Genomic DNA, 19047 nt, shown 5'->3' with positions numbered 1-19047 from the left:
CCAGCATATGAAGCTGATCGCCGCAATCATCAAACCATTCAAGCTCGACGAGGTGCGCGAGGCCCTGGCCGAGATCGGCGTCAGCGGCCTGACCGTCACCGAGGTCAAGGGCTTCGGTCGTCAGAAAGGGCATACCGAGCTCTATCGGGGCGCCGAGTACGTCGTCGACTTCCTGCCCAAGATCCGCATCGAAGTGGTGCTGCCCGCCGACATGGTCGAATCGGCCATCGAGGCCATCGTCAAGGCCGCGCGCACCGGCAAGATCGGCGATGGAAAGATATTCGTCCTGCCCGTCGAGCAGGCCATACGCATCCGCACCGGCGAGTGCGGCGTCGAGGCGCTGTAGCGGCGCTGCAATCCGCAACCCAAGGAGGGACAATGAAGCTACTACCCATGATGCTGGCCGCCCTGATCGCCTTGCCGGCGGCCGCTCAGGCCCAGGGCCGGCTCGACAAGATCAAGGACACGGGGCAGATCACGCTGGGCGTGCGCGAATCGTCGATTCCGTTCTCCTACCTGGACGATGCGCAAAAACCCATCGGCTATTCCATGGACATCTGCCACGGCATCGTCGACGCGCTCAAGGAAAAACTCGGGCTGGAGCAGCTCAGCGTCAAAGAGGTGTCGGTCACGTCATCGACCCGGATTCCGCTGGTGGCCAACGGCACGGTCGACATCAGCTGCGGCTCCGCCACCAACAACGAGCAGCGCCAGCAGCAGGTCAGCTTTGCGCCCACCACCTTCGTCACCTCGACCCGCTTCGCCTCGCTCAAGTCGTCCAACGTCAAGGACCTGGTCGACCTGAAGGGCGCCACCGTGATTTCCACGGCCGGCACCAGCAATCTGCGCTGGCTTACGCAGGTTAACGCGCAGCAGAAACTCGGCATGCGCATCATGAATGCCAAGGATCATTCCGAGGCGTTTCTGACGGTGAACAGCGGCCGCGCCGTGGCCTTTTTCATGGACGACATCCTGCTGGCGGGCCTGGTGGCCAACTCGCGCAACGCCGGCGACTGGGCCATCAGCGAAAAAGCCTATACGGTCGAGCCCTATGGCATGATCCTGCCCAAGAACGATCCCGAGTTCAAGCGGGCGGTCGACGAGGCCGTGAAGGCCATGATGAAAGACGGCCGCCTCAAGCAGATGTATCAAAAATGGTTCACGCAGCCCATCCCGCCGCGCAACATCAACCTGAACTGGCCCATGTCGGCCGAGCTGGAAAAGGTCATTGCGAACCCCACCGACTCGCCCAGGCCCGAAGACTACCAGTGAGACCGTCCCATTTCCCATGGAGAAAGTAAGAATATCGAAGCTGATGGCCGAGCGCGGCCTGTGTTCGCGGCGCGAGGCCGATGCCTACATCGAGCGCGGCTGGGTGCGCGTGGACGGCGTGGTGGTCTCCAAACTGGGCAGCAAAGCCTATCCGGACCAGAAGATCACCCTGGACAAGCAGGCCCAGCGGCGCCAGGGCGCGCGCGTCACCATCCTGCTCAACAAACCCGTGGGTTATGTGTCCGCCCAAGCCGAGCGCGGCTATCGTCCGGCGGTGTCCCTCATTACCGCCCGCACCCTGCACAATCCCTCTCGCGCGCCGTTTCCTTTCGACCCTTCGCATTTGCGCGGGCTTGCTCCGGCGGGGCGCCTGGACATCGATTCGCAGGGCCTGCTGGTGCTTACGCAAGACGGACGCATTGCGCGCCAGCTCATCGACGAGAATTCGGACATCGATAAAGAATATCTCGTCAGAGTCGAAGGGCGTATCGCCGGCAACGGCCTGAAGCTGCTCAACCACGGCCTGAGCCTGGACGGCCAGCCCCTCAAGCCGGCCCAGGTGGAATGGCAGAACGACGACCAGTTGCGCTTCGTGCTGCACGAGGGCAAGAAGCGCCAGATCCGGCGCATGTGCGAACTCGTCGGCCTGAAGGTCGTGGGCCTGAAGCGCGTGCGCATGGGCCGCATCGTGCTGGGCGACCTGCCGCCGGGCAAATGGCGCTATCTGCGCGAGGGCGAGCGCTTCATGTAGTTCCTGCGGCATGGCGGCCATTCAAGCACGGCCTGCCCGCAGGCTCCCGTCCCGGGCGATTTCGTCGTGCGACGTCGGTCCTGCAGAAGCCTTCAGCCGGACCTTTTCAGCGTGTGCGTGGCCCGGTCGTCCTGGGCCAGGGTCTTGGCCAGCCAGGGCAGGGCCTGCTCCAGCCGTTCGTACAAGGTATAGGGCGGATTGAGGACGAACATGCCGCTGCCGTGCAGGCCGAAGCCGGTCTTGACCGGCTTGCGCACGGCCAGCATGGCGTGGGTCCACGGCAGCTTGAGCTTCTCGAGCGAGCGCGCCATCTCGGCGACCTCGCGCCGCTGCACCAGCGGGTACCACACGACGTAGCAGCCGGTAGCAAAGCGCTTCAGTCCTTCGTTGAGCGTTTGCATCACTTTGCGGTAGTCGTTCTTGTCTTCATACGAAGGGTCGATCAGCACGATGCCGCGCCGCGTGGGCGGGGGCAGCAGGGCTTTCAGGCCGGTGAAACCGTCGGCCTCGTAGACCATGGTCTGGCGGCTGGCCAGCTTGTCTTGCTGCGAAAGATTGTGCTTTAGCACTTCGACTTCGGAGGGATGCATCTCGAACAGGCGCAGGCGGTCCTTGTCGCGCAGCGCGCGCAGCGCCAGCCAGGGCGATCCGGGATAGAAGTTGGCCACGCCGTCCGGGTTGAAGTGCTGGACTTCTTCCAGGTAGCGCATGATGAGATGAGGTTTTTCGTCCGGGCCCAGCAGGCGGTCGAGCCCGTCGACGAATTCCCCGTTCGTGCTGGCCCAGTCGCTGGTGAGATCGTAGATGCCGGCGCCCGCATGGGTATCCATGACCCAATAAGGGTTGTCCTTGAGGTTGAAGTGGTCAAGGATGTGGACGACTATGGCGTGCTTGAGCACGTCGGCATGGTTGCCGGCGTGGAAGGCGTGTCGGTAGCTGAACAAGGGCGGGCCTATGTGGGTTGAAGAACGCCGGGCAGCGTGTCGATGGCGTCGGTGAACACCGCGTCGCAGCCCCATTTAAGCAGGCGGCGCGCCCGCTCGGCGTCATTGACGGTCCAGGCGGCTATTTTATAGCCTTTGCCGTGCGCCGCCCGCACGACGTCCGGATCGATGCGGGCCTGCTCCAGATGCAGTGCGATGCAGCCGAGCCGGGACATGCGTTCGCGCCAGTCGCAGGGAAGCGGGCCTTCGAGCAACAGAGCGCGCGGCAGTCCCGGCGCCGCGTCCCGGGCGGCCGAAAGGGCGGCTTCGGAAAAGGAGGACAGCAGGGGCGGCGCGTCCGCATCCTTCCACAGCCTTGCGGCAATCCGCGCGACCACGCGGCCGGTAAGGGCTTCGCGGCCCGGCTGCGGCTTGATCTCTATATTGCTGTGCATGCGGTTGGCCAGGGTGAATGCGGCGATCGAGTACAGCGTGGGCAGGGGTTCGCCGGCGTAGGCCGCGCTGTGCCAGCCGCCGAAATCGTATCGGGCCAGTTCGGCGAAGCTCAATGCGTCGGCGTTGCCGCTGCCGTTCGACGTGCGCCGCAGGTCGCGATCGTGCAGGACGATGGGCACTTCGTCGCGGCTCAGCGCCACGTCGTACTCGACCATGGACAGCCCGCGGCTGGCGGCCAGCCGCATCGCGGCCAGCGTGTTTTCCGGCGCCAGGCGCCCGGCTCCCCGATGGGCGATGATTCGTGGATAGGGCCACATGAGCGTAGTGTTCCAGTGATGGTAAACTGCAAAACTTCGGCGCCCGGCCGGTCTTGCGTATAGGTCGGCGTTCGGCCCATCGGGGCAAATTACTATAAATCGTAAATATAAGCTGGGCGCCTTCGGCGCCGACAGCAAGGTGTGCGAGTCCGTCCATGTTCGATTTTATCCGTACGCATCAGCGCCTGATGCAACTGGTGCTGCTGATCCTGATCCTGCCCTCGTTCGCCCTGATCGGCGTCAGCGGCTACACCAATTATGTATCGGGCGATCACGACCTGGTCGCCGTCGGCGACTCGGCGATCACGCAGCAAGAATTCGACGAGGCGCGCCGCAATCAATTGCAGCGCATGCAGGCCAGCTCGGGCGGCGCCTTCGACGCGGCCGCCCTCGACACGCCGCAAGCGCGGTCGGCGCTGCTCGAGTCCCTCATCGAGCGGCGGCTGATCATCGACGAGGCTTCGAAAGAACGCTTCAGCGTCTCCGACGCCATGTTGCGCGAGGCCATCGCCTCCATTCCCGAACTGCAGGAAGACGGACGTTTTTCGCCGCAGCGCTATAACCAGGTGCTGGCGTCCATGGGCGTCAGCAGCAGGGACTTCGAACAGGGCCAGCGCGCCGAACTGGCGCTGCAGCGCGTGCTGGGCCCCGTCGGCGCCACCGCGGGCGTGCCCGCCACGGTGACGCAGGCGGTCGAGCAGGCCCTGACCGCCCAGCGCACCATCCGCTTGCGCGCCTTCGACTCCGCCGACTACGCCGGACAGATCCAGATCAGCGAGGCCGATGTCAAGGCTTGGTACGATGCCAACCAGCAGCAGCTGCAGCTGCCCGAATACGTGTCGGCCGATTACCTGCTGCTGGACGAGGCGGCGGCCATGCAAAGCCTGCCGGAAATCACCGAGTCCGAAATGCGCGCCTATTACGAGCAGAACAAGGCGCGCTACGTCATGCCTGCACGCGTGCAGGTCAGCCACATTCTCATCGAAGCGCCCGAAGGCGCGGCGCAGCGCGACGAAGCGCGCGGCAAGGCCGAAGAGATCGCCAAGCGGCTCGCGGCCGACCCGGCGCAATTCGCTGAAGTCGCCAAGGCCGAGTCCCAGGACGCGGGCACGGCCGGCTCGGGCGGCCGGCTCGGATGGATCACCAAGGGGTCGTGGCCGCAGTCTCTTGAGGACGCCGTGTTTGCGCTCAAGAAGGGCGAGGTCTCCGGCGCCGTCGAAGGCCCGGACGGCTTTCATGTCTTTCTGGCCGAAGACGTACAGGCCGAAGCCGGCGAAACTTTCGACCAGGCCAAGGCCAAAGTGCAAGGCGAGATCCGGCGCCAGCTTGCCGCCGACCGCTATGCCGAGATGGCCACTCGCCTGACCGACCTGGTGTACGACGACCAGACCAGTCTGCAACCCGCCGCGCAGGCGCTGGGCCTGCAGGTTCGCAGCGCCAACGGCATCGCCCGCGACCGCCTGCTGGCGGCAACCGACATCGAAGGGGGCAAGGCGGCGGCCCAAAGCGACGACGCCCAGGTGCTGGACGACCCGCGCGTGCGGCGCGCCTTGTTCTCCAGCCAAAGCTACACCGACAAGCACAATTCCGGCGTGATCGAGATCTCCCCGGGCGTCATGGTCGTGGTGCGGGTGAACCAGATCACGCCCGCGCACGTGCTGCCGCTGGAGAAGGCCGGCGACCAGATTCGCGAACGACTGCTGGCCGAGCGCTCGCGCGATGCGGCCCGCAAGGCGGGCGAAGAGGCCCTGGCGGCGCTCAAGGGCCAGGCCGGCAACGATGTGCCCGAGGGCTTCGGCTCCTCGCAAACCATCAGCCGCGTCGATCCCCAGGGGTTGGGCAAGCCGGTGCTTGACGCGGCTTTTGGCGCCGACACGCAAAGCATGCCCGCCTACGTGGGCGTCGAGGGCGGCCAGGGCTACGTCATCGTACGTGTCGAAGGCGCGAAGTCGGGCCAGGCCGACCCCATGCTGCAGGCATCGCTGTCGGCCCAGATCGGCCAGGCCGTGGGCATGGCCGAACAGGCGGCCGTGCTGCAGGCCATGCGCGAAGCCGCCAAGGTTCGCATGCTGCCCGAAGCGGAGAAGGCCCTGCAGCCGGAAGAGCAGCAGGGCTGATGTTTGCTGCTTGGGTGGCGCTGCAACTCAAGTAAGGCATCTCGCCGCCAGGCCCGCAAAAAAGCCCATCCCGAATGGTTCTCGGGATGGGCTTTTACAATCTATGCAGGCCACAAATGCAAGCCCTCGGCGGCGGGCTCTGGGAAGCGGGCGTTGGAGGGTGCTGCCTCGGACCACCCGACCGTCCGCTTCCCAGAGCCCGCCGCCGAGGGCGTTTTAGAACTCCAGCAGACAAAAAGCGCAGGGTCCGGCAGTCTTTGCTAGGCATCCCTTGCTATCGCGCCGTCACCATCGGCTTCAACTCAGCCCATACGTTATCCGCGATGACGGGCTGCGCGGCCTCGTTGGGATGCAGGCCGTCGTCCAGAAACAGCGTCCTGTCCAGCGCCACGCCCTTCAGCAAGAACGGCACGAAGCGCGTATCGCGTTCTTCCGCCAGCTGGATGAACAGATTGCGGAACTGCTCGGAATAGGGGCGCCCGTAGTTGGGCGGAATCTGCATGCCCACGAGAAGGACGCGGGCGCCCGCGTCCTCGGCCATGCCGATCATGCGGGCCAGATTGTCGCGCGTCATGTCCAGAGGCAGGCCGCGCAGGGCATCGTTGCTGCCCAGCTCGATGATCACGATGGCGGGGCTGTGCTGCTCGAGCGCGGCCGGCATGCGGCTAAGGCCCCCGCTGGTCGTGTCTCCGCTTATACTCGCGTTGCGCATCGTGTAGCCGAGCCCTTCGTCCCGCAGCCGCTGCTGGACGATCTGCACCCATCCCGAGTCTCTCCGGATGCCGTATTCGGCCGACAGGCTGTCTCCGATCACCAAAATGTTATGGTTTGCCTGTTGCGGGCTTGCGCCCTGGGCGGTACCGAACCAGCCCAGGAAGACAAGGCTTGCGATCAACAATCTCCAGCGGGTATGCATGAGTCAGGTCCATTCGATAGAAGTAAGAAATCTCGGCAAGCAGGTGCTCGATTCGTCCGGGACGATCGACATCCTTGCCGACGTCAGTTTCGACATCATGAAGGGCGAAGCCGTCGCCATCACGGGAAGCTCCGGTTCGGGCAAGTCGACCTTGCTTGGATTGATGGCGGGCCTGGATGTTCCCACCTCCGGCCAAGTCAGGCTGCTGGGCCACGATCTGTTTGCGCTGGATGAAGAAGGGCGGGCCGCCTTGCGGGCCGCCCACGTGGGTTTCGTGTTCCAGTCCTTTCAATTGCTGCCTCATCTTACTGCACTCGAAAACGTCATGCTGCCGCTGGAACTGGCGGGCAGGCCGGCGCTGCGCCCGGCCAGCGAGGCCCTGGAGCGAGTGGGGCTGAGCTCGCGGCTGCACCACTACCCCCGCACTCTCTCGGGCGGCGAGCAGCAGCGCGTGTCGCTGGCGCGGGCCTTCGTCGTCGAGCCCAGCCTGTTGCTGGCCGATGAGCCCACGGGCAGCCTGGACCAGCACAATGGCTCCCTCATCATCGAATTGATGTTCTCGCTGCTTTCCGAGCGGCAGGCCACGCTCGTCATGGTCACGCACGACCCGGACCTGGCGGGCCGCTGCCAGCGCCAGCTGCGTCTGCAGGGCGGCAGGCTGCAGGCTTGAGCCTGCCGGCGGCCTAAGCCCGGCGCCGGACGTGTTACCGTACCGCTTGTCGTCGCGTGCGGGATATCCATGAAGCTGTTCATCATTGCCTTGTTCTTGTTCATCTGGTCCACGGGCTTCATTGTGGGCAAGGCGATCGTGCCCTATGCCGATCCCACGCTGTTCCTGTTCATCCGCGTCTGTATCGCCTCGGTGTTCTTCGCCGCCATCGCCCTGTTTTCCAGGGCCGCCTGGCCGGCATGGCGCGAGATTCCCAAGCATCTTCTGGCCGGCGTGCTGCTGCAAGGCTTGTATCTGTCGTGCTGTTATTGGGCGATAGGCGGCGGCCTGCCTCCGGCGGTGATGGCGCTCATCGGGTCGCTGCAGCCCTTGCTGACGGCGCTCCTGGCGATTCCCATCCTCAAAGAGATACCCACCGCCAAGATCTGGATAGGGCTCATGCTGGGCCTGACGGGCGTGTTCCTGGTCATCCAGCCCGCCCTGGGCGATTCCAGCGCAACGGGCTACACGCCCGCCATCCTGGCCATCGCGCTTCTGGCCGTCATTTCCATCACACTGGGCACCCTGCTGCAGAAGACATCGATCTCGGCGGCGGACATCCGCGTATCGGCCTTGCTGCAGAACATCGGCACCATGATGTTCACCGGCTTTTTCGTCTGGGTGCTGGGCGAGGACCGATGGATATGGTCGCCCACGCTGTGGGGGACGCTGCTGTGGACGGCCTTCGTCATGACCGGCATCGGCACCATGATCCTGGTCTGGATCATACGCAGCGGCCAGGCGACCAAGGCGGCGTCGCTCATGTTTCTGGCCCCGCCGCTGGCCGCCATCGAGGCCTACCTGCTGTTTGGCGATCGGCTGATGCCCATCCAGCTATTGGGCTTCGCGGTGGCGCTCATCGGCGTGCTGGCCTGCAATGTGCAAAAGCCCTTCGCGGTTTTCTGGCGGCGGGCGGCAAAGAATCACGGGGGATAGCAGCATGTTTGATTTCAGGACTCGCGGGGCGGGCGCGATGGTGCGCGGTTGCGCGGCGGCGCTCGCACTGCTGGCGGCAGGCGCCGCCTGGGCCCAGGGCTATGTGGCGCGCACGCTCGACAAGCCGGTGCCGGGCGGGGTGGCCGTGGTGCCGCTGGGCGAGGCCGAGCTTGCGCCTTCGGCGCAGTACGAGGGCAAGCCGGTTCTGGTAATGCGCGACAGCGACCAGCAATGGGTGGCGCTGGCGGGCATCGACCTGAAGACGGCGCCCGGCGGAAAATCGCTGAAAGTGACGGTGGACGGGCGGGTCCGCAGCGTGGGTTTCGACGTGCGGGCCAAGCGCTACAAAGAGCAGCACATCAAGCTCAAGAACCAGAGCTACGTCAATCCGGACCCGGCCCAGCAAGCGCGCTTCGAGCGCGAGTACAAGGCGCAGATCGCGGCCTATGAGCGCTTTCGTCCCGAACTGCCCAGCAATGTCATGCTGGATCGCCCCGTGGATGGAGGCAGGCTGTCCAGTCCTTTCGGCCTGAGGCGTTTTTTCAATGGCGAAGAACGCAACGCCCATTCGGGCCTGGATTTCGCCGTACCCAAGGGCACGCCGGTGAAGGCGCCGGCCGACGGCGTGGTCACCATCGTGGACGACTACTTCTTCAATGGCAAGACGATCTTCCTGGACCACGGCCAGGGGCTGGTGACCATGTACTGCCATCTGTCGGCCGCCGATGTGCAGATCGGACAGGCCGTGAAGCGGGGGCAGGTAATCGGCAAGGTGGGATCCACAGGACGCGCCACGGGGCCGCATCTGCACTGGAATGTCAGCCTGAACGGCAACCGGGTGGACCCGGCGATTTTCATCGGCGCATTCGAGCCCTGAATCAGCCTTTGACGCGGACGATTTTCTGCACCTGAGGCACATGGCGCATGGCGCGTATCACCTGGGCCAGGTGCTTGCGGCCGTCGACCTGGACGGTGACGTGCAGCACCGTGGTGGACGAGTTGTCGTCGTCGTGCATGGTGAGGTGCAGGATGTTGGAGTCGGCGTCGCTGATCTCGGCCGCGAGGCGGCCCAGCACGCCTTTTTCGTTGATGACGGTGACGTCCAGGCGCGTGGACAGGTGGCGCGCCGTATTGGCGTCCCAGGCTACGGGAATCCAGCGCTCGGGTTCGCGGGCCCGCTGGCGCTGCGCCACGGCGCATTCGGCCATGTGCACGACCAGGCCGTGGCCCAGGCGGATGCCGCCGATGATGGCGTCGCCCGGCAGGGGGCCGCAGCAGGGCGCAAGCTGGACGGCCTGGCCTTCGTTGCCTTGTATGAGGATGGGCGCGCTGGTGGTGGCGGTGATTTCGTCCACGGCCGCGGCGGTGGTGGCCAGCATGGAGTTCTCGGGCCCGAAGCGCCGCGCCACCACGGCCGCCAGGCGCTTGCCCAGGCCGATGTCGGCAAGAATCTCTTCGCGTGAACTGGCGCCCGACCCTTTGGCGAGTTTCTCCCATTCGGGGTCGTCGGCCGAGGGGTGGGGCAGGTTGAGCTGGTCGAAGGCCTGGTTGAGCAGGCGCTGGCCGAAGGCCACTGATTCTTCGTACTTGACGGTGCGCAGGTAGTGGCGGATTTCAGAGCGGGCCCGCCCGGTGCGCACATAATTGAGCCACTGCGCGCTGGGCCGCGACGACGGCGAAGTGACGATCTCGACCGAGTCGCCGCTGCGAAGCTCGGTGCGCAGCGGCGAATATTCGCCGTTGATCTTGGAGGCGATGGCGTGGTTGCCGATGTCGGTGTGGATGGCGTAGGCGAAATCCACCGGCGTGGCGCCGCGCGGCAGGGAAAGAATCTTGCCCTGGGGCGTGAAGACGTACACCGCGTCGGGAAACAGGTCGACCTTGACGTGTTCGAGGAATTCGCCCGAATCGCCGGTCTGGCTCTGGATGTCAAGCAGCGATTGCAGCCATTGATGGGTGCGCTTCTGCAGGTCGTTGAGCGTGGTGTCGTCGTCTTTGTACAGCCAGTGCGAGGCGACGCCTTCTTCGGCGACGTGGTCCATGTCGCGCGTGCGGAACTGGAATTCGACCGGCGTTCCGTAGGGCCCCACCAGCGTGGTGTGCAGGGACTGGTAGCCGTTGAGCTTGGGAATGGCGATGTAGTCTTTGAACTTGCCGGGCACGGGCCGGTACATCTGGTGCAGGGTGCCCAGGGCCAGATAGCATTCGGGCAAGGTGTGCACGATGACGCGAAAGCCGTAGATGTCGAGCACGTCTGAGAACGACTTTTTTTGCTCGATCATCTTGGTGTAGATGCTGTAGAGCGATTTCTCGCGGCCGGTGACCTCGGCCTCGATGCCGGCGGCCGGCAGGGCCACCTTGACCGCCTCGGTGATTTTGCCCAGCACTTCGCGGCGGTTGCCGCGGGCCGCCAGCAGGGCCTTGTGCAGCACCTGGTAGCGGTTGGGATGAATGGCCTGGAAGCACAGGTCTTGCAGTTCGCGAAACAGCGAATTCAAGCCCAGGCGATGGGCGATGGGCGAGTAGATGTCCAGGGTTTCGCGCGCGATGCGGCGGCGTTTCTCGGGCGCCATGGCGCCCAGGGTGCGCATATTGTGCAGCCTGTCCGCCAGCTTGATGAGGATGACGCGCACGTCGCGCGCCATGGCCAGGAGCATCTTGCGAAAGCTCTCGGCCTGCTGCTCGGCCTTGGTGGCGAACTCGAGCCGATCGAGCTTGGAAAGGCCGTCGACGATTTCGGCCACTTCGGGGCCGAAGCGCTCGGCAAGCTCCGACTTGGAAACGTCCTGGTCTTCGATGACGTCATGCAGCAGGGCGGCCATCAGCGATTCGGCGTCGAGCTTCCAGCCCGCGCAGATTTCAGTGACGGCAATGGGATGCGAGATGTAGGGTTCGCCGCTGGCGCGGAACTGCCCGAGGTGGGCCTGATCTGAAAACCGGTAGGCTTCTTTGACGCGCTCGACGTCTTTGGGGTCGAGGTACTGGCTGATGATCTTGGTAAGAGGCGCCAGCGAAGCGATGGTGTTGGGCGCGGCGTCGGCCGCGGCAGGCAGGGCGGGCTGGCTTTTGGCCTTGCGGCGCTTGCGCAGGCGCGGGCCTTTTTTGAATACCGCCAAAAGCCCGGAGGACGCACCGCGAAGAGTCGAAAACGCCATACACCCGCCTGAAAGAGTTTAGGTCGGAACCTTGCGCAGCATCTCCAGGCCGGTAAGGCCGGCGGCTATCTCGCGCAGGGCGATGACCGTGGGCTTGTCTTTGTCGGGATCCAGGCGCGATTCGTGGCCTTGCGCCAGTTCGCGGGCACGATAGGTTGCCGCCAGGGTGAGATCGAAGCGGTTGTCGATTTTTTCGAGGCAGTCTTCGACGGTGATGCGAGCCATATGGATGAGAGTCCTGTGGAAGATGAACGAAGGGTTAGACGGGGGTCTTGCTGATGCCCAGCTGGCTGAAAAGATCGGCGTTGCGGGCGGCCTGGGTGACATAGCGCAAGCGGGTCGCTGAAACGATTTGTGCCAACTGTGCAAGCGCTACGCTAAATTCTTGATTAATAATAACATATTGGCATTCCGAGGCGTGCGACATTTCGCTGCCCGCCGCCAGCAGGCGCTTGGCGATCACGTGGGGCTCGTCCTGGCCGCGGCCGCGCAGGCGGGATTCCAGCGCCTCGATCGATGGCGGCAATATGAAGATGCCAACGGCTTCGGGGAAATGGCGCCGTATCTGGCGCGCGCCTTGCCAGTCGATCTCGAGCAGGACGTCGCGTCCTTCTTCTATGCTGGATTGTATGCCGTCGCGCGGCGTGCCGTAGTAGTTGCCGTGCACTTCGGCCCATTCGAGCAGGCCGTCGTTGTCGCGCAGGGCCATGAATTCGTCCACGGTGACGAAGCGGTAGTGCTCGTCGGCCTTTTCGCCGCTGCGCGGGGCGCGGGTCGTGCACGAAATGGACAGGGTGACGTCGCGGTCTTTTTCCAGCAGGGCGTTGACGAGGCTGGATTTTCCGGCCCCGCTCGGGGCCACTACCATAAAGATGTTGCCGGTATAGGACGACATGGCGACTCGAAAGATCAGTGAAGGCAAAAAGGTTAGCAGATACGGGCGGGTCTGTTCAACGAAGCGGCGTCAATGCTGAACAGGGTTCTGGCCCAGCTCTTCGAGGGTGGCGGCGTAGGCGGAATCATCGCCGCACAGGAAGACAGCCGCGTCGCCGACATTCATGTTGAAGGCCAGGTCTTCGACCTGCTGGCGGGCCTCGTCGGCCGAGGCGACCGCGGTCACATGGACGTCGCCGTCTCCCTCGAACTGGCTGGCGGGCACAAAGTCGGCCACGCGCTCGAGATCGGGGTCGCTGACCACCACGTAGGCGTGGCAGGTCAGTTCTTCGATGGTGACGTCGAGCAGGACGCCCCGGTCGAGCGTCTGGATGATGCGGCTGAAGGCTTTCATGGTAGTGTTGCCGAACGCGGCCGCTTGCGCGAAGCGGCCAAAAGCGAGATGTTAGCAGGTCGCCGATTGGCCCGCAGCGGCCGGACCATGATACGCTGGCCCGCTTTCACGGTAATACGGTCTTATATTTCTCATCGAGCTGCCCCATGAAACTTGCCACCTGGAACGTCAACTCCCTGAAAGTGCGCCTGCCTCAAGTGCTGGACTGGCTGCGGGACAACCCTGTCGACGCCTTGTGCCTGCAAGAGCTCAAGCTGGCGCACGATATGTTTCCCCTGGAGACGTTCACCGAGCTGGGCTACCAGGCATGCTGGGCGGGACAAAAAACCTATAACGGCGTAGCGGTTATCTCGAAGGCGGCGGGCGCCGACGAGCAATGCAATATCCCGGGCTTCGACGATCATCAGCAGCGCATCATCGCCACCACGCTGCCCAGTCCCATTGGCGAGATACGCGTCATCAGCGCCTATTGTCCCAACGGCCAGTCGCTGGAAAGCGAGAAGTACGCCTACAAGCTCGAGTGGTATGCGGCGCTGCGCGTCTGGCTCGCCGACGAACTGCGGCGCTACCCGCGCCTGGCGGTGCTGGGCGACTACAACGTCGCGCCCAAGGACGAGGACGTGCATGACCCCGCCAAATGGGTGGGCGATGTTCTGGTGTCCGATGCCGAGCGCGCCGCCTTCCAGAGCCTGCTCGACCTGGGCCTGATCGACTCCTTCCGCGAATTCGAGCAAGAAGAAAAGTCCTTCAGCTGGTGGGACTACCGGCGCTTCGCCTTCCGCCGCAACGCCGGCCTGCGCATCGACCACGTACTGATTTCCGAGGCGCTGCGGCCTTATTGCACGGGCTGCTTCATCGACAAGCAGCCGCGCCGCAACGAGCAGCCCTCCGACCACGCGCCCGTCGTGGCCGCCTTCGACTTTTCCGCGACATGAACGCTTACGACGACTCCTGGTCGGACGAAGAGCCGACCATGTCCGAGGCAAGCGGCATCCGCTATCTGCATTTCGGCACCGAATGGGTGCAGGGCGCCATGCGGGTGCGCAAGCCGGCCGAACTGGTGCTGGCCTATACCCAGCAGATGATGGCCTGGCTGCTGTTCATCGAGCCTCGCAAGAATCATTCGGTCGGCATACTGGGCCTGGGAGCCGGCTCCCTGTTGCGGTTCACGCTCAAGCACACGCCCGCCAACGTCGAGACGGCCGAGTGGAACCCCGCCGTGACGGCCATGTGCAGGGCGTTCTTCCGCCTGCCCTCCAACGACCGCTCGTACATCGACCACGTCGATGCGGCCCTGTGGCTCGAGAAGCCGCACAACATCGGCCGCTACGTGGCGCTGATGGTGGACTTGTACGACGCGCAGGCGCAAGGGCCGGTGCGCGAGTCGCTCGAGTTCTACCAGGGTTGCCACAGGGCGCTGTCGCCCGAAGGCGGCGTCATGGCCGTGAACCTGTTCGGCAACCATGAGAGCTTTCCGCGCAATCTGGCCAACATCCGCGAGGCGTTCGGCGGCCCCGTGCTGGAGCTGCCCGAAATCGATGCCGGCAACCGGGTGATTCTGGCCTTCCGAGGTCCGGTGCTGGAAACCACGACCGGCCGGTTGCTGGAACGGGCCGCCGAGGTCGAAAAAGCCTGCGGCCTGCCCGCCGTGCGATGGGCCAGGCATTTACTGGAGCAACTGCGCGCGGGCGACGAATAGCGCCACGGCGCCGCTGACGGCCGTGGCAAGGCCGTGCGCGCCGGAGGCACACGGCCGGCGCGTCCGCGCGCACGCATGGCCGACCGGGGCGGGCTGATGTACAGTTGCATGGAGACGCGCGGGGCTTGTTATTTTCTGTCTTCGACAATATGGTTTTTTGTCTTCGACGACAACGAATATTAGGGGTTTTTCAATGAAGTGGACGCTGCCGGCCAAGAGTGCTTTGAACGAATCGAACGGCAAGCCGTTGCATGCAACGCGGGGGCTTGCCCAGGGCTTGCTGAAAGCGGCCCTGTGCACCGTGGCGCTGTGCTCGGCCATGGCGGGGCCCGCGCATGCCCAGTCGGTGGCCGTTACCAGCATCGTCGAGCATCCGGCGCTCGATGCGATCAAGGACGGCGTCAAGAAGGCCTTGTCAGAGGCCGGTTATACCGAAGAAAAAGGGCTGCAGTGGCAGTTCCAGACCGCGCAGGGCAATACCGCCATTGCCACCCAGATCGCGCGCAAGTTCGTCGGCGACCAACCCGACGTCATCGTCGCCATCGCCACCCCGTCGGCGCAGGCCGTGGTGGCCGCCACCAAGACCATTCCCGTGGTGTATTCGGCGGTGACCGACCCGATCGCGGCGCAACTGGTGCCGTCCTTCGAGGCTTCCGGCACCAACGTCACCGGCGTGTCCGACCGGCTCGAGCTGGCGCGCCAGGTCGAGGTCATCAAGCAGCTGGTGCCCGATGCGCGCAAGGTCGGCATGGTGTACAACCCGGGCGAGGCCAATTCGGCTTCGGTCGTCGAGCAGATGCGCGAACTGCTGCCCACCATGGGCATGTCGCTGGTCGAGGCCAGCGCGCCGCGCACGGTCGACGTGGGCGCCGCGGCCCGCAGCCTGGTCGGCAAGGTGGACGTCATCTATACCAACACCGACAACAATGTGGTGTCGGCCTACGAATCGCTGGCCAAAGTGGGCAACGACGCGCGCATCCCGCTTATTGCCTCCGACACCGCCAGCGTGGCGCGCGGGGCGGTCGCGGCCCTGGGCCTGGACTACTACGAAATGGGCCGCCAGACGGGCCGTCTGGTGGTGCGTATCCTGAAAGGCGAAAAGCCCGGCGACATCCCCTCCGAGACCAGCGACCGGCTCGCCCTGCATCTGAACGCGACGGCGGCCCGCAAGCAGGGGGTGACCCTTTCCGACGAGTTGCGCAAGTCCGCGGCCCAGGTCATCGAATAGGCAGGGTCTTCCATGTCGTGGTATGCACTCTGGGGAGCGCTTGAAATCGGCCTCATCTATGGCCTGGTGGCGCTGGGGGTGTTGATTTCGTTCCGGATACTGCGCTTTCCCGATCTGACCGTGGACGGCAGCTTTCCGCTGGGCGCGGCGGTGGCCGCGACGCTGATCGTGGCGGGCTGGGAGCCGTTCTCGGCCACCCTGGTCGCCACCCTGGCCGGCGGGCTGGCGGGGGCGGTCACCGGATGGCTCAACGTCAGGCTCAAGATCATGGACCTGCTGGCCGGCATCCTGATGATGATCGCCCTGTATTCGATCAATCTCAGGATCATGGGCCGCCCCAACGTGCCGCTGATCACCGAGCCCACGGTGTTTTCCCTGTTCATGAGCGAGGCCATGCCCGACTACATCCTGCGGCCGCTGCTTGTCCTGGCGGTGGTGGCCGCGGTCAAGTTCGCGCTCGACTGGTATCTGGGCACGCAGGCCGGCCTGGCGCTGCGCGCGACCGGGTCCAACCCCCGCATGGCGCGGGCGCAGGGAGTGGCGACCGGCGTCATGGTATTGGCCGGCCTGGCCCTGTCCAACGCGCTGTGCGCGCTGGGGGGCGCCCTGTTCGCGCAGTCGCAGGGCGTGTCCGACATCTCGATGGGCATAGGCACCATCGTCATCGGCTTGGCGGCGGTCATCGTCGGCGAAAGCCTATTCAGCTCGCGCCGGCTTGTCATCATGACGGCGGCGGCGGTGCTGGGGGCGGTGCTGTACCGCTTGTTCGTCGCGCTGGCGCTCAATGCCGACTTCATCGGCCTGCAGGCCCAAGATCTGAATCTGATCACCGCGGTGCTCGTCACCATCTTCCTGGTCGTGCCGCTGCTGCGCCAGCGCTTGCGTGAACGGAGGCCGAAATGAGCTTCCCGGCATCAGTACGGCCCCGCGGGGTTCAAGGAGGCGCCGATGCTCAAGGCGGATGAACTGCACATCACCTTCAATGCCGGCTCGCCCATCGAGACACGCGCGCTGCGGGGCTTGTCGCTGGAAATACCGACCGGCCAGTTCGTGACGGTCATCGGCTCGAACGGCGCGGGCAAGTCCACCCTGCTCAACGCCATATCGGGCGAAGCCGCGCTCGACCGCGGGTCCATCACGATCGACGGCGCCGAAGTGGGGCGCATGCCCGTGTGGAACCGCGCCGACATGGTGGCGCGCGTCTTCCAGGACCCTTTGCTGGGCACTTGCGAAGATCTCACCATCGAAGAAAACCTGGCGCTTGCCTATAGCCGCGGGGCTCGCCGCGGTCTGGGGCGGGCGATAGGGCGGGGCATGCGCGACGAGTTCCGCGAACGGCTGTCCATACTCGGCCTGGGCCTGGAGGACAGGCTGCAAGACCGGATCGGCCTGCTTTCGGGCGGGCAGCGGCAGGCAGTCAGCCTGCTGATGGCGGCTTTGCGGCCTTCGCGCATTCTGCTGCTGGACGAGCACACGGCGGCGCTGGACCCTCGAACGGCCGCTTTCGTGCTGGAAATCACCCGGCGCATCGTGGCCGAGCGCAAGCTGACCACATTGATGGTCACGCACAGCATGCGTCAGGCGCTCGACATCGGCGACCGCACCGTCATGCTGCATCAGGGGCGGGTGGTGCTCGACGTCTCGGGCGAAGAGCGCAGCCGGCTCGACGTGCCGCATCTGCTCGAGATGTTCGAGCGTGTACGCGGCGAAGCCGTCTCGGATGACGCTTTGCTGCTGGGCTGAGCGCCGCCGCAGCAGCCCGCCGCCTTTGCCTTGGCCGTCCATTTTCATGTCAGAAATATGACCGCCGCCGATGCGCGGCTAGCGCGTGCACATGTAAAGGACTGAAATAGTTTTGATCGTCAAATGAGACTGACTTTCGTTTTATACTCACCGTTTACCAAAAATTACACAGCCGGCGCGGCACCATGCCGTTCGGCGCAGTTTCCTTCCAGGAGCCGTTAATGCGCATTTCTCGTCTGCCCGGCGGGCAGCAAGCCCGAATTCTCCTTCTTTCATCGCTGGTGCTGCTCGCAGCATGCGGCGACGAACCTCAGGGGCAGCAAGGCGACATGAAGGTGCCGGTCAGTGTCGTCACGGTCGAGCCCGCGCGGGCCGAAATCACCACCGAACTGCCGGGCCGCGTCGATGCAATCAAGAACGCCCAGATCAGGGCCCGGGTGACGGGCATCGTAGAAGAAATCAACTTCGTGCAGGGCAGCGACGTCAAGGCGGGCGAACTGCTGTTCACCATCGACCCCGCACCGTACGCAGCGGCGCGGGCGCAAGCGGAAGCGCAGCTCAAGCAGGCCCAGGCCGATGCCCAGGCGGCGCGCACCTTGTCCAGGCGCTACGCCAAGCTCATCGATGCCAACGCCGTCAGCCGCCAGGAATACGACAATGCGGTGGCCGCCGCCGCGCAGGCCGAGGCCGCCATCGCCGCCGGCAAGGCCGCGCTGCAATCGGCCGACATCAACCTGGGCTATACCAAGGTCACGTCGCCCATCGACGGCCGCATCGGCCAGGCGATGGTCACCGAAGGCGCGCTCGTCAGCAGCACCAACGCCACGCAAATGGCCACCGTCCAGCAACTCGACCGAGTGTATGTCGACGTCACGCGGCCCACGTCGGAACTGGCTCAGCTGCGCAAGGCCCTCGCCGCCGGAACGCTGGAGCGTGCCGGCGAAGATTCGGCCAAGGCCACCGTGGTGCTGGAGGACGGCACTCAGTACGAACATCCCGGCAAGCTGCTGTTTTCGGGCGTGTCGGTCGATCCCACTACGGGCCAGGTCGTGATGCGCGCCGAGTTTCCCAACCCTGACGAAATTCTGCTGCCCGGCATGTATGTGCGAGTCCGCGTGGCGCAGGGCGTGGACCAGAAGGCGCTGCTCGTGCCGCAGCAGGCGCTGCAGCGCACGGCCGACGGCCAGGGCGCCCTGATGGTGATCAAGGAAGGCAAAGTGGTGGCCACGCCGGTCACCACCGGCGCCGCCATAGACGGCAAATGGCTGATCACCTCGGGGCTGTCGGCCGGCGACGTCGTCGTGGTCGAGGGCTTCCAGAAGATCCGTCCGGGGGCGCCGGTTCAGCCCATACCCTGGAACCCGAATCAGGGCGCCCAGGGCGGCCAGCCCGGTCAAGCGGGACCAGCCGGGCAGCAGCCCGGCCAGGGCGAACAGCAGCCGGGGCAGGGCGGACAAGCTCCGGGCCAGGATGGCCAGGCCGCCGGCCAGGCGGGCGAAGGCGCGGGCCAGGCCCCCGCCGCTGGTTCATGAGCATA

Annotated in this window: 20 protein-coding genes; 13 read left to right on the top strand and 7 right to left on the bottom strand. The window is 65.0% G+C overall.

The features are described from left to right. The first annotated feature begins 7 nt into the window (after positions 1 to 7). Genes CSC67_RS16940 through CSC67_RS16930 form a run of 3 tightly spaced genes read left to right on the top strand, consistent with a single transcriptional unit; the run spans position 8 to position 2023 of the window. Positions 8 to 346, top strand: coding sequence for a P-II family nitrogen regulator (locus CSC67_RS16940; protein ID WP_017523351.1), 339 nt, complete (start codon positions 8 to 10; stop codon positions 344 to 346). 32 nt (positions 347 to 378) lie between these two features. After that, the gene (locus CSC67_RS16935) at positions 379 to 1272 is read left to right on the top strand and encodes an amino acid ABC transporter substrate-binding protein (protein ID WP_118995633.1); all 894 of its coding nucleotides are present in this window, start codon (positions 379 to 381) and stop codon (positions 1270 to 1272) included. Between the two features lie 16 nt (positions 1273 to 1288). Then, positions 1289 to 2023 (top strand): pseudouridine synthase, encoded by a 735-nt coding sequence (locus tag CSC67_RS16930; RefSeq protein ID WP_118995632.1) that lies wholly within the window; start codon positions 1289 to 1291, stop codon positions 2021 to 2023. Between the two features lie 92 nt (positions 2024 to 2115). Here the strand turns inward: CSC67_RS16930 and CSC67_RS16925 are convergent, their stop codons facing one another. Both CSC67_RS16925 and ugpQ read right to left on the bottom strand, forming a co-directional pair. Then, entirely contained in the window at positions 2116 to 2967 is an 852-nt protein-coding gene (locus CSC67_RS16925) for a 23S rRNA (adenine(2030)-N(6))-methyltransferase RlmJ (protein WP_118995631.1), read from the bottom strand. Between the two features lie 8 nt (positions 2968 to 2975). Continuing rightward, complete coding sequence (gene ugpQ / locus CSC67_RS16920; RefSeq protein ID WP_118995630.1) at positions 2976 to 3719, bottom strand: glycerophosphodiester phosphodiesterase; 744 nt, start codon at positions 3717 to 3719, stop codon at positions 2976 to 2978. Positions 3720 to 3874: 155 nt separating this feature from the next. Between ugpQ and CSC67_RS16915 the strand changes: the two genes are divergently transcribed. Further along, positions 3875 to 5836 carry a SurA N-terminal domain-containing protein gene (locus CSC67_RS16915; protein ID WP_118995629.1) on the top strand — a complete coding sequence of 654 codons (1962 nt, stop codon included), beginning with the start codon at positions 3875 to 3877 and terminating at the stop codon, positions 5834 to 5836. Between the two features lie 274 nt (positions 5837 to 6110). On the opposite strand, the gene CSC67_RS16910 is transcribed toward CSC67_RS16915, so the two are convergent. After that, entirely contained in the window at positions 6111 to 6752 is a 642-nt protein-coding gene (locus CSC67_RS16910) for an arylesterase (protein ID WP_118995628.1), read from the bottom strand. Between CSC67_RS16910 and CSC67_RS16905 the strand changes: the two genes are divergently transcribed. The 3 genes from CSC67_RS16905 to CSC67_RS16895 all read left to right on the top strand — a co-directional run bounded on the left by CSC67_RS16905 (position 6751) and on the right by CSC67_RS16895 (position 9274). Beyond that, entirely contained in the window at positions 6751 to 7422 is a 672-nt protein-coding gene (locus CSC67_RS16905) for an ABC transporter ATP-binding protein (RefSeq protein WP_118995627.1), read from the top strand. The two genes, CSC67_RS16910 and CSC67_RS16905, sit on opposite strands and share 2 nt — an antisense overlap. A gap of 69 nt (positions 7423 to 7491) precedes the next feature. Further along, positions 7492 to 8397, top strand: coding sequence for a DMT family transporter (locus CSC67_RS16900; protein ID WP_118995626.1), 906 nt, complete (start codon positions 7492 to 7494; stop codon positions 8395 to 8397). Between the two features lie 4 nt (positions 8398 to 8401). After that, on the top strand, positions 8402 to 9274 hold the full coding sequence (locus tag CSC67_RS16895) for a peptidoglycan DD-metalloendopeptidase family protein (RefSeq protein ID WP_425337669.1): 873 nt from the start codon (positions 8402 to 8404) through the stop codon (positions 9272 to 9274). Between the two features lies 1 nt (position 9275). Here the strand turns inward: CSC67_RS16895 and CSC67_RS16890 are convergent, their stop codons facing one another. The 4 genes from CSC67_RS16890 to CSC67_RS16875 form a co-directional block, all read right to left on the bottom strand. Beyond that, positions 9276 to 11552 (bottom strand): RelA/SpoT family protein, encoded by a 2277-nt coding sequence (locus tag CSC67_RS16890; RefSeq protein ID WP_118995624.1) that lies wholly within the window; start codon positions 11550 to 11552, stop codon positions 9276 to 9278. Between the two features lie 18 nt (positions 11553 to 11570). Next, on the bottom strand, positions 11571 to 11777 hold the full coding sequence (rpoZ, locus tag CSC67_RS16885) for a DNA-directed RNA polymerase subunit omega (RefSeq protein ID WP_118995623.1): 207 nt from the start codon (positions 11775 to 11777) through the stop codon (positions 11571 to 11573). A 34-nt stretch (positions 11778 to 11811) separates the two neighbouring features. Further along, positions 11812 to 12447, bottom strand: coding sequence for a guanylate kinase (gmk, locus tag CSC67_RS16880; RefSeq protein WP_118995622.1), 636 nt, complete (start codon positions 12445 to 12447; stop codon positions 11812 to 11814). A 69-nt stretch (positions 12448 to 12516) separates the two neighbouring features. Further along, on the bottom strand, positions 12517 to 12840 hold the full coding sequence (locus CSC67_RS16875; RefSeq protein ID WP_118995621.1) for a hypothetical protein: 324 nt from the start codon (positions 12838 to 12840) through the stop codon (positions 12517 to 12519). A gap of 146 nt (positions 12841 to 12986) precedes the next feature. Here CSC67_RS16875 and xth point away from each other — a divergent pair, with 146 nt between their 5' ends. The 6 genes from xth to CSC67_RS16845 all read left to right on the top strand — a co-directional run bounded on the left by xth (position 12987) and on the right by CSC67_RS16845 (position 19042). Further along, positions 12987 to 13775: an exodeoxyribonuclease III gene (xth, locus tag CSC67_RS16870; protein ID WP_118995620.1), complete on the top strand. Its 789-nt coding sequence runs from the start codon at positions 12987 to 12989 to the stop codon at positions 13773 to 13775. Further along, positions 13772 to 14539 (top strand): class I SAM-dependent methyltransferase, encoded by a 768-nt coding sequence (locus CSC67_RS16865; RefSeq protein WP_118995619.1) that lies wholly within the window; start codon positions 13772 to 13774, stop codon positions 14537 to 14539. The genes xth and CSC67_RS16865 overlap by 4 nt, the downstream gene beginning before the upstream one ends. 319 nt (positions 14540 to 14858) lie before the next feature. After that, a complete protein-coding gene (locus CSC67_RS16860) occupies positions 14859 to 15767 on the top strand; it encodes an ABC transporter substrate-binding protein (protein ID WP_245220273.1) in 909 nt (302 codons plus the stop codon). 12 nt (positions 15768 to 15779) lie between these two features. Then, positions 15780 to 16670: an ABC transporter permease gene (locus CSC67_RS16855; protein ID WP_118995617.1), complete on the top strand. Its 891-nt coding sequence runs from the start codon at positions 15780 to 15782 to the stop codon at positions 16668 to 16670. A 45-nt stretch (positions 16671 to 16715) separates the two neighbouring features. After that, the gene (locus CSC67_RS16850; RefSeq protein ID WP_118995616.1) at positions 16716 to 17510 is read left to right on the top strand and encodes an ABC transporter ATP-binding protein; all 795 of its coding nucleotides are present in this window, start codon (positions 16716 to 16718) and stop codon (positions 17508 to 17510) included. A 221-nt stretch (positions 17511 to 17731) separates the two neighbouring features. Beyond that, positions 17732 to 19042 carry an efflux RND transporter periplasmic adaptor subunit gene (locus CSC67_RS16845; protein WP_118995615.1) on the top strand — a complete coding sequence of 437 codons (1311 nt, stop codon included), beginning with the start codon at positions 17732 to 17734 and terminating at the stop codon, positions 19040 to 19042. Positions 19043 to 19047: the final 5 nt, after the last annotated feature.

Source organism: Pusillimonas caeni, from assembly GCF_003545815.1.
Classification (GTDB): Bacteria; Pseudomonadota; Gammaproteobacteria; order Burkholderiales; family Burkholderiaceae_B; genus Pusillimonas; species Pusillimonas caeni.
This window is presented reverse-complemented; position numbering and strand designations above follow the sequence as displayed.

Bases quoted from the DNA above. Each gene is read 5' to 3' on its own strand.
- CSC67_RS16940 (WP_017523351.1), top strand. From the start codon at position 8: ATGAAGCTGATCGCCGCAATCATCAAACCATTCAAGCTCGACGAGGTG.
- CSC67_RS16935 (WP_118995633.1), top strand. From the start codon at position 379: ATGAAGCTACTACCCATGATGCTGGCCGCCCTGATCGCCTTGCCGGCG.
- CSC67_RS16930 (WP_118995632.1), top strand. From the start codon at position 1,289: ATGGAGAAAGTAAGAATATCGAAGCTGATGGCCGAGCGCGGCCTGTGT.
- ugpQ (WP_118995630.1), bottom strand. From the start codon at position 3,719: ATGTGGCCCTATCCACGAATCATCGCCCATCGGGGAGCCGGGCGCCTG.
- CSC67_RS16915 (WP_118995629.1), top strand. From the start codon at position 3,875: ATGTTCGATTTTATCCGTACGCATCAGCGCCTGATGCAACTGGTGCTG.
- CSC67_RS16905 (WP_118995627.1), top strand. From the start codon at position 6,751: ATGAGTCAGGTCCATTCGATAGAAGTAAGAAATCTCGGCAAGCAGGTG.
- CSC67_RS16910 (WP_118995628.1), bottom strand. From the start codon at position 6,752: ATGCATACCCGCTGGAGATTGTTGATCGCAAGCCTTGTCTTCCTGGGC.
- CSC67_RS16900 (WP_118995626.1), top strand. From the start codon at position 7,492: ATGAAGCTGTTCATCATTGCCTTGTTCTTGTTCATCTGGTCCACGGGC.
- CSC67_RS16895 (WP_425337669.1), top strand. From the start codon at position 8,402: ATGTTTGATTTCAGGACTCGCGGGGCGGGCGCGATGGTGCGCGGTTGC.
- CSC67_RS16890 (WP_118995624.1), bottom strand. From the start codon at position 11,552: ATGGCGTTTTCGACTCTTCGCGGTGCGTCCTCCGGGCTTTTGGCGGTA.
- rpoZ (WP_118995623.1), bottom strand. From the start codon at position 11,777: ATGGCTCGCATCACCGTCGAAGACTGCCTCGAAAAAATCGACAACCGC.
- gmk (WP_118995622.1), bottom strand. From the start codon at position 12,447: ATGTCGTCCTATACCGGCAACATCTTTATGGTAGTGGCCCCGAGCGGG.
- CSC67_RS16875 (WP_118995621.1), bottom strand. From the start codon at position 12,840: ATGAAAGCCTTCAGCCGCATCATCCAGACGCTCGACCGGGGCGTCCTG.
- xth (WP_118995620.1), top strand. From the start codon at position 12,987: ATGAAACTTGCCACCTGGAACGTCAACTCCCTGAAAGTGCGCCTGCCT.
- CSC67_RS16865 (WP_118995619.1), top strand. From the start codon at position 13,772: ATGAACGCTTACGACGACTCCTGGTCGGACGAAGAGCCGACCATGTCC.
- CSC67_RS16860 (WP_245220273.1), top strand. From the start codon at position 14,859: ATGGCGGGGCCCGCGCATGCCCAGTCGGTGGCCGTTACCAGCATCGTC.
- CSC67_RS16855 (WP_118995617.1), top strand. From the start codon at position 15,780: ATGTCGTGGTATGCACTCTGGGGAGCGCTTGAAATCGGCCTCATCTAT.
- CSC67_RS16850 (WP_118995616.1), top strand. From the start codon at position 16,716: ATGCTCAAGGCGGATGAACTGCACATCACCTTCAATGCCGGCTCGCCC.
- CSC67_RS16845 (WP_118995615.1), top strand. From the start codon at position 17,732: ATGCGCATTTCTCGTCTGCCCGGCGGGCAGCAAGCCCGAATTCTCCTT.